The 13,252-nt window shown below is 73.3% G+C and carries 15 protein-coding genes; 9 read left to right on the forward strand and 6 right to left on the reverse strand.

Translation table 11 applies throughout. The features are described 5' to 3' along the window. The first annotated feature begins 74 nt into the window (after positions 1-74). Positions 75-1,298, forward strand: a complete 1,224-nt coding sequence (locus tag ABH931_RS12435) for a sensor histidine kinase (RefSeq protein ID WP_370112449.1) — start codon at positions 75-77, stop codon at positions 1,296-1,298. Further along, a complete protein-coding gene (locus ABH931_RS12440) occupies positions 1,295-2,005 on the forward strand; it encodes a response regulator (protein WP_370112450.1) in 711 nt (236 codons plus the stop codon). Before ABH931_RS12435 ends, ABH931_RS12440 begins: the two co-directional genes overlap by 4 nt. 28 nt (positions 2,006-2,033) lie before the next feature. On the opposite strand, the gene ABH931_RS12445 is transcribed toward ABH931_RS12440, so the two are convergent. Beyond that, positions 2,034-3,560, reverse strand: a complete 1,527-nt coding sequence (locus ABH931_RS12445; RefSeq protein ID WP_370112451.1) for a hypothetical protein — start codon at positions 3,558-3,560, stop codon at positions 2,034-2,036. A gap of 261 nt (positions 3,561-3,821) precedes the next feature. Here ABH931_RS12445 and ABH931_RS12450 point away from each other — a divergent pair, with 261 nt between their 5' ends. From ABH931_RS12450 to ABH931_RS12465, 4 genes are read left to right on the forward strand one after another with little or no spacing between them, the layout of a single operon-like run. Next, a complete protein-coding gene (locus ABH931_RS12450; RefSeq protein ID WP_370112452.1) occupies positions 3,822-4,961 on the forward strand; it encodes an ATP-binding cassette domain-containing protein in 1,140 nt (379 codons plus the stop codon). Next, entirely contained in the window at positions 4,961-5,701 is a 741-nt protein-coding gene (locus ABH931_RS12455; protein WP_370112453.1) for an ABC transporter permease, read from the forward strand. Before ABH931_RS12450 ends, ABH931_RS12455 begins: the two co-directional genes overlap by 1 nt. Next, a complete protein-coding gene (locus tag ABH931_RS12460) occupies positions 5,698-6,507 on the forward strand; it encodes an ABC transporter permease (protein ID WP_370112454.1) in 810 nt (269 codons plus the stop codon). Before ABH931_RS12455 ends, ABH931_RS12460 begins: the two co-directional genes overlap by 4 nt. A 58-nt stretch (positions 6,508-6,565) precedes the next feature. Continuing rightward, positions 6,566-7,531: a glycine betaine ABC transporter substrate-binding protein gene (locus tag ABH931_RS12465; protein ID WP_370112455.1), complete on the forward strand. Its 966-nt coding sequence runs from the start codon at positions 6,566-6,568 to the stop codon at positions 7,529-7,531. A 32-nt stretch (positions 7,532-7,563) separates the two neighbouring features. Here the strand turns inward: ABH931_RS12465 and ABH931_RS12470 are convergent, their stop codons facing one another. The 4 genes from ABH931_RS12470 to ABH931_RS12485 all read right to left on the reverse strand — a co-directional run bounded on the left by ABH931_RS12470 (position 7,564) and on the right by ABH931_RS12485 (position 11,159). Beyond that, complete coding sequence (locus ABH931_RS12470; RefSeq protein WP_370112456.1) at positions 7,564-8,058, reverse strand: SRPBCC family protein; 495 nt, start codon at positions 8,056-8,058, stop codon at positions 7,564-7,566. Next, positions 8,055-8,453, reverse strand: coding sequence for an ArsR/SmtB family transcription factor (locus ABH931_RS12475; protein WP_370112457.1), 399 nt, complete (start codon positions 8,451-8,453; stop codon positions 8,055-8,057). The genes ABH931_RS12470 and ABH931_RS12475 overlap by 4 nt, the downstream gene beginning before the upstream one ends. 96 nt (positions 8,454-8,549) lie before the next feature. Further along, entirely contained in the window at positions 8,550-10,568 is a 2,019-nt protein-coding gene (locus ABH931_RS12480) for an ABC1 kinase family protein (RefSeq protein WP_370112458.1), read from the reverse strand. Between the two features lie 90 nt (positions 10,569-10,658). Beyond that, positions 10,659-11,159: a MarR family winged helix-turn-helix transcriptional regulator gene (locus ABH931_RS12485; RefSeq protein ID WP_370112459.1), complete on the reverse strand. Its 501-nt coding sequence runs from the start codon at positions 11,157-11,159 to the stop codon at positions 10,659-10,661. Positions 11,160-11,282: 123 nt separating this feature from the next. Between ABH931_RS12485 and ABH931_RS12490 the strand changes: the two genes are divergently transcribed. The 3 genes from ABH931_RS12490 (at position 11,283) to ABH931_RS12500 (ending at position 12,704) form a co-directional block, all read left to right on the forward strand. Beyond that, positions 11,283-11,663, forward strand: a complete 381-nt coding sequence (locus tag ABH931_RS12490) for a nuclear transport factor 2 family protein (RefSeq protein ID WP_370112460.1) — start codon at positions 11,283-11,285, stop codon at positions 11,661-11,663. A 42-nt stretch (positions 11,664-11,705) separates the two neighbouring features. Then, complete coding sequence (locus tag ABH931_RS12495) at positions 11,706-12,464, forward strand: SDR family NAD(P)-dependent oxidoreductase (protein ID WP_370112461.1); 759 nt, start codon at positions 11,706-11,708, stop codon at positions 12,462-12,464. A 72-nt stretch (positions 12,465-12,536) separates the two neighbouring features. Beyond that, entirely contained in the window at positions 12,537-12,704 is a 168-nt protein-coding gene (locus ABH931_RS12500) for a hypothetical protein (RefSeq protein ID WP_370112462.1), read from the forward strand. Here the strand turns inward: ABH931_RS12500 and ABH931_RS12505 are convergent. Continuing rightward, complete coding sequence (locus tag ABH931_RS12505; RefSeq protein WP_370112463.1) at positions 12,673-13,218, reverse strand: GNAT family N-acetyltransferase; 546 nt, start codon at positions 13,216-13,218, stop codon at positions 12,673-12,675. The genes ABH931_RS12500 and ABH931_RS12505 overlap by 32 nt on opposite strands. Positions 13,219-13,252: the final 34 nt, after the last annotated feature.

Below are 13,252 nucleotides of genomic sequence, written 5' to 3' on the forward strand. Positions count from 1 at the left end.
ATCCGGCCTCGGACTCCGCGCCGGGGCCGGATCCGTTTGGGAGCCGGGCGCGGCCCGCCCCTATTGTTCTCGGCATGACGGATCTGCCCGTGGACACGTCAGCGGCGGTCAGTCCGCGGCTGAGCGCGGCCATCGCCCGTGCCCAGGAGCGCCGGGAGCGCCGGGGCCGGCTGCTGCGGCCGGTGCTGTGGGGCCTGCTGGCCGCGATCGCCGTCGGGTCGCTGCGTGCCCACCCCGGCCCGGGGGCACAGGGCGTGCACCTGGCCGCCGCCCTGATGTTCGCGGGGTGCGTGCTGCCGCTGGCCGCTGTGGCCTCGGGGTGGTGGCGGATCACCGCCCCGCGTTCCTGTGTGGCGTTCTGTCTGTGCGTCGCGGGATTCGGGCTCGCGCTCGGCGCGCTCCAGCACGGATCGGTCTCCGTGCTGCCGTGCTCGGTGGCCGTACTGACGGCCTTTCTGGTACTGCCACGCCGTCAGGCCGGACTGCTCGGCGCACTCGTGGTCGGCGGACTGCTCGCCACAGCGGCCGTCGGGGCGGACGGCGGCATGGTCGACGTGGTCAGCCAGCTTCTCTTCTGCGCGGTGCTCGCGCTGATGGCCGTCAGCCTACGACAGGCCGGTGACAACGAGGAGCGCGCCGAGCTGCTGCTCGCCCAGCTCGAGGACGCCCGGGAGGCCGAGGCGGAGGCCGCCGCGCTGGCCGAGCGCACCCGCATCGCTCAGGAGCTGCACGACCTGCTCGCCCAGACCCTGTCCGGGCTCGCCATCCAGGTGCAGGCGGCGCGGCAGATGGCCCGGCGTGACGGGGCGGCCGAGGACCTGCGCGAGCTGCTGGACCGGGCCGGGCGGCTGGTCAAGGAGGGGGTCGGCGACGCCCGCCGCGCGGTCGGGGCGCTGCGCGGGCAGCAGGCACCCTCCCTGGAGCGCCTCCCGGAGCTGGTCGAGCGCTACCGGGTGGATCTGGAACTCGACGTGACCCTGTCCGTCGTCGGCGCCGGCCGCCCGCTCCCCGCGGCGGCGGATCTCGCCCTGTACCGGGGTGCGCAGGAGGCCCTGACCAACGCGGCCCGCTACGCGCGCGGCGCGCACACCACGGTCACCCTGGCGTTCGAGCCGTCGGTCACCGTCCTGACGGTCACCGACCGCCGCAGCGCGCCGGGCCCGGCCCCGGCGCCGCCGGTCACCGGCTCGGGCCTGGGCCTGCGGGGCATGCGCGAGCGCCTCGGCGAGGCAGGTGGAAGCGCGAGCGCGGGCCCGACCGAGGACGGCTGGACGGTACGGATGGAGGTTCCGGCATGACGCCGCCCGACAGCCCTGGCACCCCCGCCGGCCCGGGTCGTGGGATCCGGGTGCTGGTGGCCGACGACCAGCAGGTCGTCCGGCGCGGGCTCGAACTGCTGATCGGCATGCTCGACGGCGTCGAGGTGGTCGGCGCGGCCCGCGACGGCGCCGAGGCGGTGGAGCTCACCGAACGCCTCCGGCCGGACCTGGTGCTGATGGACCTCGACATGCCCGTGCTCGACGGAGTCGGCGCGATGAGGCTGCTGCGGGAGCGGGTGCCGGGCACCGCCGTGCTGGTCCTGACGACCTACGCGGACGAGGACTCCGTCTTCCCGGCGCTCCGCGCCGGGGCCCGCGGTTACCTCACCAAGGACGCGGACCACGAGGACGTGGAGCGCGCGATCCACCACGTCCACGGCGGCGGCACCTGGCTCGACCCCACCGTCCAGGCCCGGCTGCTCACCGCCTTCCAGTCCGCTCCGCCCGCCACCGGCCCTGCCGAGCCGGGACCGGCCGCGCTCCCGGACGGCCTGACGCCCCGTGAGGCGGAGGTGCTCGCGCTCATCGCCCAGGGGCTGTCGAACGCGGAGATCCGCGCCCACCTGGTCGTCAGCGCGGCCACGGTGAAGACCCACATCAATCACATCTTCACCAAGATCGGTGCCACCGACCGCGCCCAGGCCGTCGCGTACGCCCACCGCCAGGGCCTCACGGGGAACGACTGAGCCCCGGGCCCACCCGACCGCCCCGTCCTCACGCCAGTCGGGCGCGCATGACGGCGACGGGGAGGGCGGGGTTGGCCGCGGCAGCGGCGGCGACCTGCCAGTCATCGTCGGCGAGCAGGTCCACGATGGTCCCGGGCGGCAGCGCGGGATGGGCGGCGGCGACGGGACGGGCCGTCGCGTCCTCCAGGCAGGCGAGGAGCGCGCCGGCCGAGGCGTTCGGGTGGCGGGCGATCTCACGGAAGACCTTGCGCGCCGAGGCGGGCTGACGCGTCAGGCACTCCAGGACGGCGGCCGTCGCGTCCGGGTTCGTGGCCGCCCTCACGGTCAGCCCCGGGCCGTGACGGTCGATCATGTCGAGGAGCTGCGCCTCACTCAGACCCGGGTGCGGGGCGATGGCCTTGAGGACCTTGGGATCCCGGTCGCCCGCGAGCGCGTCGCGGAGCTCGTCCGGCAGGTCGCGGCGCAGGGCGGCGAGCATGCGCCGAACCGGGTCCGTCGCCGCGGCGAGCTCGGTGATCTCCGTGAGCGGGGCCGTGGCGACGCGCGGGGGCGCGACGGCGCCGACCTTGGTGTGGTGGGCCAGGCGTGCCAGGAGGTCGAGTGGCAGGCGAGGGTTGCCGACCAGCGCGCGCTGGACGCTGTGGTAGTCGTCCGCCGCGAGCCGGCCCATCAGGGTCTCGTCGATCGAGGGGTTGCCGGCCAGCGTCGTGCGCACCATCGGGATCGGGTCGGCGGCCAGCGCCCGGTAGGTGTCGGCCGGCAAGCCCTCGCGTGCGGCGACGCGTTCCCGCAGCAGGGCCGACGACCGGTCGGCGTGCCGGGCCACGGCCCACGCCGGGGTCGACGGGTTGGTGAGCGCCTGCCAGTGGATCTGGTGCAGCGTCGACTGGTGGGTCCCGTCGCAGGCGTCCCCTCCCCACAACCGGCAGTCGGTGCGGTCACAGTCCGGCGGGTGGACGTAGGGCACCGGCTCCTGGTCGCAGACCTGGCAGGCGCGTGGCGCGGGCAGGCCCTCCCCGGTGAGCAGGGCGGCGAGCAGCTCCGGGGGTGTCGCCTCGTTCCCCGCGGCACCGCGCCGGACCTCGGCGTGCGAGTGGCGGGCGAGTTCGGCGGCGACCGGCCCCGAGGCCGTCCAGACCGCGAGCTCGGCGACGACGCGGAGCTCCTGGTCGTCCGCGAGCCTGCGCGAGACGTCCGGTGGCAGAACCGGGCAGCCGGCCAGCTCTTCCCGGCGCTCGACCGCCGGATCGTCGACGAAGATCAGCGCCCACGCGTCCGGCCCCGCTCCCTCGTCCAGCAGCGCGAGCGCGGCGTCCGGTTGGGTGGCCGGGTCGACATCCTCGCTGCCCAACCGACCCGCACGGGCCAACCACACGGCGGCGAGCCGGAACCCGGACGCGAGCCGCCGGGTCTGCTCCCTCGTCAGGTCCGCGCGGTCCGCGAGCTCCCGGGCGAGTTCCTCGTCCGCGGCGTCGACGCAACGGTCGACCAGCCGGGCCAGCAGGTCGGCGGGCAGGGCGGGGTTCTCGGCGAGGCCGGAGAGCACGGGATTCACGGGAGGCCATCCTGCCGCAGACGGGGCGCTGAGCTCAGCGGGTTTTCGGGGCTCCGTCGGCTGCGGCGTGTCCGCCGGCCCGTGCGCGCTCGGCAGAGCAGCCTGCCGTCGCCACCCCTGGCGGGACCGCGGAGGCGGGGTCGTTCACTCGTTCGGCCCACATCGTCGAGCGCGTCGCCCGCGCTCACGGGCTCGCGGACAGTTCGATGGTGTCCGCACGTGTCTCCACCTGTTCCCGGCCGAAAGGGGGGTCGCGGCCTCGTGATCCGGTTCGAGTCCGTCAGCAAGGAGTACGCCGACGGCACCGTCGCTGTCGACCGGCTCGACCTGGTCGCCCCCTCGGGCGCGATCACCGTCCTGGTCGGACCGTCGGGCTGCGGCAAGACCACCAGCCTGCGGATGATCAACCGGATGATCGAGCCGAGCAGCGGCCGCATCTGGCTCGACGACCGCGACACCGCCTCCGTCCCGACGCACGAGCTGCGGCGCGGCATCGGCTACGTCATCCAGCACGCCGGGCTCTTCCCGCACCGGACGGTCCTGGACAACATCACCACCGTGCCGGAGCTGCTCGGCCACGACCGCAAGCAGGCCCGGGCCCGCGCGTTGGAGCTGATGGAGCGGGTCGGCCTGCCGGAACAGTTCGCCAAGCGCTACCCCGCCCAGCTCTCCGGGGGGCAGCAGCAGCGCGTCGGCGTCGCCCGCGCCCTGGCGGCCGACCCGCCGGTGATGCTGATGGACGAACCGTTCAGCGCCGTCGACCCGGTGGTCAGGGCCCAGCTGCAGAACGAGTTCCTCAGCCTGCAGGCCGAGCTCGGCAAGACCATCGTCTTCGTCACCCACGACATCGACGAGGCCATCAAGCTCGGCGACCAGGTCGCGGTGCTCCAGGTCGGCGGCCACCTGGCCCAGCTCGCGCCGCCCGCGGAGCTGCTGTCCGCCCCGGCGGACTCGTTCGTGGCCGGGTTCGTCGGACGCGACCGGGGCTACCGGGCACTCGGGTTCGCCGTGGCGGGCCGACTTCCGGTCCGTCCGGAGTCGGCCGTCACCCTGGGGGCCGCGCCGGGTGAGGCCCGGGAGGCGGCGGAGGGCGGCTGGGTCCTGGTCACCGACCACGAGGAACGGCCCCAGGGGTGGCTGCGCGCCGAACAGGCCGGAGCGGATCGGGTCAGCGAGGCGCACCTCAACCTCGGCGGCACGCTCGCGTCCGAGACGGCCACGCTGCGCGAGGCCCTCGACGCGGCCCTCTCCTCCCCCAGCGGACGCGGCGTGATCGTCGACGGGTCCGGCCGGCTGCTCGGCACGGTGACCGCCTCCGAGGTTCTCACCCGGATCGAACAGCAGCGCGCCACCGGGCAGCCGCCCTCGCCGCGCGGCGGCGGGGAGGGGGAAGCCCCCTGATGAGCGCTCAGTCCCTGGCCCGGTCCATGCCTCAGTCCCTCCCCCGTTCCCTGCTCGCCGTCGACTCCTCCCCGCTCGGGATGTTCGGGTACTTCCGCGAGCACCGCGACGAGGTGATGAGCTGGCTGGGCTACCACGCCTGGCTCTCCGCCGTCCCGGTGGTCGCCGGGCTGCTGATCGCGCTGCCGCTGGGCTGGCTGGCACGTCGCTACCGGTGGACCTACCCGCCGCTGGTCACCGCGGCCGGGATGCTCTACACCATCCCCTCGATCGCGCTGTTCGTGGCCATGCCGGACATCATCGGCACCCAGATCCTGGACCCGGTCAACGTGGCCGTCGCGCTCACCGTCTACACCGTGGCCCTGCTGGTCCGGGTCGTCGCGGACGGGCTCGGCGCGGTGTCGGAGGACGTCGCCCAGGCGGCCACCGCGATGGGCCTGACCAGACGTCAGCGGCTGCTCAAGGTGGAGCTGCCGCTGGCCGTCCCGGTGATCGCGGCGGGCGTGCGGGTCGCGGTCGTCGCCAACGTGAGCCTGGTCGCGGTGGCCGGAACCATCGGCGTGCCCGAGCTCGGCCAGCTGTTCACCACCGGCTTCCAGCTCTCGGTCGGCAGCCCCTACTACCCGCCGATCACCCTCGGGATCGTGCTCTGCGTGCTGCTGGCCCTGGCGCTCGACCTGCTCGTGGTCGGCGCCACCTGGCTCGCGACGCCGTGGCGCAGGGCGGTGGGCGGCCGGTGATCCAGTGGCTCAACGACCCGGGGAACTGGACCGCCCAGGGCGGCATCTTCGACCAGCTGCGAGCGCATCTCCAGTACGCGCTGATCGCACTGGTCGTCGCGGTCGTCCTGGCCCTGCCGCTCGGCCTGCTGATCGGGCACACCGGGCGCGGCCGGTGGCTGGTCACCGTCGCGAACGCGATGCGCGCGCTGCCGGTGGTCGGCCTGCTGATCCTGCTCTACGTGATGCTCGCCCCGCACATCCATGGCCGCGGTGACACCGTCTACCTGCTGCCGACGGAGATCGTGCTGGTACTGCTGGCGATCCCGCCGATCCTCGCGGGGACGGTCTCCGGCGTCGAGAACGTCGCGCCGGACGTGCGCGACGCGGCGGCCGCGATGGGGATGCGCGGCGGGCAGGTGGTCCGCAGGGTCGAGCTGCCGAACGCGCTCCCGCTCGTCTTCTCCGGGGTGCGCAGCGCGACGCTGCAGGTCATCGCAACGGCGACGGTTGCCGCGTATCTGGGACTGGGCGGTCTCGGCCGTTTCGTCTACGACGGCCAGGCCAGCCAGAACTACGCCGAGCGGGACGGGGGCGCGCTGCTGGTCGCACTGCTGGCGGTCGTGGCCGACCTGGTGCTGGCGCTGGTACAGCGCTACTCCGTCTCGCGGGGCGTGTCCGGCCGCTTCTCCGGCCGCCTTTCCGGCCGCCCTTCCGATCGCCCGACGCGCGGCCCGCAGGACGACGGACCCGACACCGCCGCCGACGGGACCGGCCCGCCGGGTCCGGAGCCCGCCGAGAAGCCGCCCTCCCCGCGCTCCGCGTGACCGCGGCACCGCCCCCGACCACGTCCCGCCCCACCGAACCTCCTCACCTGGAGACATCATGAAGAAGGCCCTCACCTCCGTCCTCGTCGCGGCCTGCGCGGTGGCGCTGTCCGCCTGCGGCAGCAGTGGGAGCAGCGGCTCCAACGGGCTCTCGGCGAGCGGAGGCGCCTCCGCCTCCGGTGGCGGGGCGACCGTCGCCTCCAAGCTGGTGCTCGGTGGCTCGCCGGAGTTCAAGACCCGGACGGACGGCGTTCCCGGCCTGGAACGGGTCTACGGCGTGGTCTTCGGCTCCTACAAGACCCTCGACGCCGGCGGCCCGCTGACCATCAACGCGCTGAAGAACGGTCAGATCGACGCGGGGGACATCTTCACGACCGACCCGTCGATCCAGGCCGACGGCTTCGTCGTGCTCCAGGACCCGAAGAACCTCTACGCCGCGCAGAACGTGCTGCCGCTGATCAACAAGGCGAAGGCGACGCCGGGCGTCAGCTCAAGCCTCAAGGCGGTCTCCGACAAGCTGGACACCAACACCCTGGCCACCCTCGACGTCCACGTGATCACCGACAAGCAGGACCCGGCCGCCGTCGCCAAGGGCTGGCTGGCCTCGGTGGGCCTCGACAAGTCCGGGACGGCCGCCCAGGGCGTCTCGCTCAAGATCGGTTCGGCCAACTTCCAGGAGAGCGTGCTACTCGCGGACATCTACGCCGAGGCGCTGCGCGCGCAGGGCGCGAACGTCACCACGCGGCTGAACATCGGCAGCCGCGAGACCTACATCCCGGGCCTGAAGGACGGCTCGATCGACCTGATCCCCGAGTACAGCGGCGTGTTGCTCCAGTACTTCGACCCGAAGGCGACCGCGGTCTCCTCGGCCGACGTCTACGCCGCGCTGCAGAAGGCGGTCCCGGCCCCGCTCACCGTGCTCGACCAGTCCTCGGCCCAGGACAAGGACGCGATCGTGGTGACCAAGGCGACGGCGGACAAGTACCACCTGACCTCGATCGCCGACCTGGCCAAGAACGGCTGAGCACGGGCGGGGCGGGCACTGCGTGGGCCCGGCTAGCCGAGGGTGGCGAGCAGCTCGTCCAGCTTCTCGAAGCCCTCGGTGACGCCGCGGTCCATGCCGCTGGCCAGGATCATGTCGCGGGCGGTGATGGAGTCGACCAGCGAGAGGATCGTGACGCGGGTGCGCCCGCCGCCGAGGTCCTCGAAGGTCGCGGTGTCCAGGGCGACGCCGTCGGGGTAGCCCTCGAAGGTGAAGGTCTGCACGAGGCGCCGCTCGGGGCGGACCTCGTGGAAGGAGCCGAAGAAGGCCGCGACCTCCTGGCCGTCGCGCAGCTGCCGGTAGCGGTAGCTGCCGCCGGTGCGCAGGTCCCAGTGGTCGAACTTGGTGCTCAGGTCCCTCGGGCCCAGCCACTGGCCGGCCAGCTCGGGCTCGATCCAGGCGCGGTACACGTGCGCGACGGGGGCGTCGAACTCGCGGGTGATTCGGATGGTGGGCAGCTGCGGGTCGGCCTCGACGGCGGTCTCGTGGACCGGTCGCTCAGTGGTCATGGCGATGCAACTCCTTCGTCCTGCTGTTCCGTTTTTCGGGTTTCCCGGGTTTCCCGGTCCTGCTGCCGTTCGTCCTCGGCGAGGGCCGCCAGTACGGCGTCCAGGCGGCGGAACCGCTGCTCGGCGGCGCGCCGGTAGCGGTCGACCCAGGCCGTCATCTCGTCGAGCACGGCCGTCTCCAGATGGCACGGGCGGCGTTGCGCGTCGCGGGTGCGGCTGATCAGGCCCGCCTCCTCCAGCACTTTCAGGTGCTTGGAGACGGCCTGGAGGGATATCGCGAACGGCTCGGCCAGCTGGCCGGGCGTCGCGTCGCCGACCGACAGCCGGGCCACGATGTCCCGCCTGGTGGGGTCGGCGAGCGCGGTGAACGCCCGGGAGAGCTGATCCTCGGCCACTGACGCCCTCCAGCTGCTTTCTCAACCGATTGGTTGAGAACAACGCTACACCCCTCTCCTGCTTTGTCAACCATTCGGTTGAGAAGGTCGGGAGAGTCAGCCCTCCCGGTCGTCGCGCGGGGCCCGCAGCACGGGCAGCAGCAGGCGCAGGGCCAGGATGGAGGCGATGACCAGCAGGCAGTAGCCGAAGAACTGGTACAGCGTCACCGCGGTGGAGAGCCGCGGTCCGGCGGTCATGCCGAGCAACCGGACGGCCATCAGGCCGCAGGTGGCCGCGATGACGGCGGAGACCAGCTGGCCGATCAGGGCCGCGGCGGTGCGGCGGTCACGGCGGTCCGCCAGCAGCCGGACGTTGACGTTCAGGCGCCCGTCCTCCAGCGCGGAGGCGATCCTGTCGACCCGGCGCGGCAGTCGTCGCAGCGCGGGCAGGAGGGCGAGCAGTTCCTCCGCCGCCCGGCGGCGCAGCTGTTCCGGCTCCAGTTGCTCGGTCACGGCACGGGCGCCGAAGGACCGGGCCGCGGCGATCAGGTCGAAACCCGGACTGAGCTCCGTCAGCACGCCCTCCAGCGTGGCGAGCGCACGGAAGACCGCGGCGAGCTCGGGCGGGACGGGCAGACCGAAGCGGGTCACCAGTCGCGTCAGGTCGGTGAAGACGCGGGCGTCCAGCGTGCCGCCGGGGGCGAGGTGACGGGCCATGAACGAGCCCAGGGCGCGCTCCAGCGCCGGCAGGTCCAGCTCGTCAGGGCGGGAGACGACGTCGAGCAGGGCGTCCGCGAGCGCACCGGAGTCGGCGACGCCGAACGCGAACATCATCCGCTGCAACGCCTCGCGCAGTGTCGAGTCGAGGCGGCCGACGGAGCCGAAGTCGATCAGGCCCAGGGAGCCGTCGTCCAGCAGCAGGATGTTTCCCGGGTGGGGGTCGGCGTGGAAGACGCCGTCCAGCAGCATCTGCCGCAACAGCTCCTCCAGCAGGGTGCGGGCCAGCACCTCGCGGGAAAGGCCCAGTTCGTCGATCCGCGCGCCACTGCGGCTCAGCGGCAGGCCGGAGAGCCGCTCCATGACCAGCACCCGCGAGGTGCACAGGTCCGCGTAGGCCCGCGGAATCCGTATCCCGGGCCGCTCGCCCGCGGCCGCGACGGCGGCCAGGTTCTCCGCCTCGACGCGGAAGTCCAGCTCCTCGCGCAGCGACTGGTCGAACCCGGCGGCCAGGTTGCCGACGCCCATGGTGCGCGCCCAGACGGCGCGGTCCTCCAGCCGGGCGGCGAGCCGGCGCAGGATGTCCAGATCCTGCGTCACCTGCGCCTTCACACCCGGCCGCTGGATCTTGACCACCGCGTCCACGCCGCCCGGCAGCCGGACCGCGTGTACCTGCGCCACCGAGGCCGAGGCCAGCGGCTCCTCCTCCACCCGCTCGAACAGCTCCGCGACCGGCGCCCCCAGCTCGCTCTCCACGACGGCCGCCAGCTCGGGCCACGGCGCCGTGCCGGTCCGGTCCTGCAGGCGCCCGAGCGAGGCGACGTAGGCCGGCGGCAGCAGATCCCTGCGGGTGGCCAGCACCTGGCCGAGCTTGGTGAAGGTGGTCCCGCACTCCTCCAGCGCCGACGCCAGCGCCCGGGCACGACGGTGGTCCGACTCGCCGCCCGTGGGGTCCGGCACGCCACGCACCGGAGCGGCCCCGCGCCCCTGCAGCAACGATCCGAGCCCGTGCCGCGCGAGCACCTGGCTGACGTGCGCGTACCGCAGGCCGCGCCGGAACCGGCGGCGCAGGCCCGGGATCCAGCCCCGCATCGGCGGCACCGAGCCGGTGGGGACCAGCGCCTCCCAGACGACCAGCACGATCATCATGACCAGCAGACCGACGGTGGTGCCGAGCATCACGAACAGGAAGAACGGCGCCAGGGCCGCGTTCGCGCCGGGGCGCTGGCCGCCCGCCAGCCCTGCGATCACCGGGGTGGCCGCCGACTGCCCGACCAGCCCCGCGCAGACCGTCCGCAGCAAGGGGAAGCGCATGCCCAGCAGGCGCCGCGCGCCGAAGGACAGCAGCGCGATGTTGACGCTGGTGCCGAGCAGGAAGCCCAGCACCTCTCCGGGCGAGAGCGTGATCGTCGAGTTCACTCCCGCACGATACCCGCGCGGGCGGCCGCGAACGGGCTTGTGACACAGCCCAGTTCACGAGCCGGGGGTGCCGGCCGGAACCGGCCGGGTTCACTTCCGCGCGACAGCGGGCTGACCGGCGGCGGGCGGCTCGGCCTCCGCGTCGACGTTGGCGGTCAGGCGGCGGAGCAGGTCGGTGAGCAGGGCACGCTCGACGTCCGTGAGGCCCTGGTTGAGGCGGGCGTCGAAGGCCATGGCGGCGTCGCGCATCCGCAGGAACGCCGCCTCCCCCTCCTCGGTGAGGCTGACCACGTGGACGCGGCGGTTCTCCGGATCGCGGTGACGAGCGACCAGGCCGCGTTTGTCCAGGGCGTTGAGGTGGTGGGTGAGGGTGGCCTCGCGCAGGCCGACCGCCTCGGCGAGCTCGCGCTGGGTACCGGGGCGCCCGATCTTCAGGTTGAGCAGGATCAGCCAGACGGGCATGGAGCCGCCCGCCTCCTCCAGGGCGTCGTCGAAGGCCCGGCTCACCACGCGGGCGGCCTGCCCCAGGGCCAGCCCGGTCGGCGGGTGGAGCGGCGGCCCGGGCGGCGGTGTGGACGACGACTTCTGCATGGCAGGAGACTAGCAGCAAACATAGACCTCTAACCCTTTGACATCGAAGGGTTAGAGGTCTACGGTTTTTCTTGCCGGCGCCAGCCCGCATCGGCACCACCGGGTCGACACCAGGAGGCAGACATGACCAGCGACGTGACGCAGTGGCTCACCGCCTGGGCGGCGGCCGAGCGCGCCGGGGACGCAGCGCGGCTGGACGGCCTCCTGCACGAGGAGTTCCGCGGCGTCGGCCCCTTCGGTTTCGTGCTCGACCGCGAGCAGTGGCTGCGGCGCTTCGAGGACGGGCTGCGCTTCTCCGCCTTCGACTTCACGCCGGACTTCGAGGTCCGCAAGGTCGCGGGTACGGCCATAGCCGTCGGCACCCAGCAGCAGACCGGCAGCTACCAGGGGCGCCCGTCGGACGGCGCCTTCCGGGTCACCCTCGTGCTGACCGGCGGCCCGCAGTGGCGGCTGCTCGCCGCCCACCTGAGCCTGCGCACCCCGCCGGCGCCTCCCGCGTCCTGACCGGCCCCGTCACCCACCACTCGACTCTCCGCAGGGGGAACCATGAACGCCCTCCAGAACCGCGTCGCCCTCGTCACCGGCAGTTCCCGGGGCATCGGCGCCGGCATCGCCGAACTGTTCGCCGCCGAGGGGGCGCGGGTCGTGCTCCACGGGCGCGACGCCGAGGCGCTCGCGTCCGTCCGCGCGAGGATCACCGCCGCCGGCGGCGAGGCGCTGGCACTGACCGCCGATCTGACCCGCTACGAGGAGATCGAGGCGCTGCGCGCCCGGGCCGAGTCCGAGCTCGGGCCGGTCGAGATCCTGGTGACGAACGCCGGCGGCAACCCGGTGCGCCCCGGTCCGATTGAGGAGATCACCGAGGAGGGCTGGCGCGCCGGCCTCGATGCCAACCTGACCAGTACCTTCCTGACGGTCAAGAGCTTCCTCCCGGGCATGAAGGAGCGTGGGCGCGGCAGCATCGTCACCCTCTCCTCGGCGGCGGCCCGACGCCCGACGGCGCAGTCGCCCTTCGCCTACGCGGCGGCCAAGGCGGGCGTGGAGATACTGACCAAGGGCCTCGCCGTCCAGGCCGGCCCGCACGGCGTCCGGGTCAACTGCATCGCCCCGGAGACCATCCTGACGGAGCGCAACGCGCGCCAGATCCCCGCCGAGGTCCAGCGCGCCCTGGCGGAGTCCCACCCGATCCGCCGTCTCGGCACCACGGAGGACGTCGCCCGGGCCGCCCTCTTCCTGGCGGCGGAGTCCGCCGCCTGGATCAGCGGCGTGGTCCTGGACGTGGCGGGCGGCTCGGTCCTGGCCTGAGGGCCTTCCGCGCCACGCCAACGGATACTGGGCAGGTCCCGTCCCGTGTGCGTTCCTGACGAAGGACCAGCCGTGTGCCACTACTGCGGGTGCCGTGAGATCCCACTCATCAAGGAGTTCATCGCCGAACACGAGTCGGTGACCGCCCTGGCGGGCTGCGTCTACGCCTACGGGCGCATGCGGGACGTCTCCGGGGCACCGAAGGCCGCTACGACCGCGCCGCGTACTCCTCGCGCGTGATCGCGTACACGGCGACCTTTCCGCCGTGCGAGGGGACCGTCGTCTCCTCGGTGTGGCGCAGGCCGAGCTTCTCCATCACCCGGCCCGATCGCTCGTTGTCCAGGTGACGGATGCTCACCACCCGGTCCAGACCGACGGTGTCGAAGGCGTGGGCCAGCAGCGGCGTCGCGGCCTCCGTGGCGAAGCCGCGGCCCCACTGGGCGCGGTGGAAACGCCAGCCGATCTCCACGGCGGGCAGGATCTGCGGCAGGAACGTCGGGACGGCGAGCGTGACCCAGCCGGCGTACCGTCCGTCCTCACGGGTGAGCACGGAGAGCATGCCGAAGTCGTTCTCCGCCCAGCTCCTTCGATAGCGCTCGACGATACCGGCGGTGGACTCACGATCCGCCGGACCGACCGAACCGTTCCCGATGTAGCGCATCACCTCGGGGTCGGTGTTCAGCTCCAGCAGCGGCTCGATGTCCTCCGCGGACGGCTGACGGAGAACGAGCCGGTCGGTCGTCGAAAAGATCATGACGTGATGATCTCAAACGATCGGCCCCCTGCCC

Source organism: Streptacidiphilus sp. MAP12-33 (assembly GCF_041261265.1).
In the GTDB taxonomy this organism is placed as follows: domain Bacteria; phylum Actinomycetota; class Actinomycetes; order Streptomycetales; family Streptomycetaceae; genus Streptacidiphilus.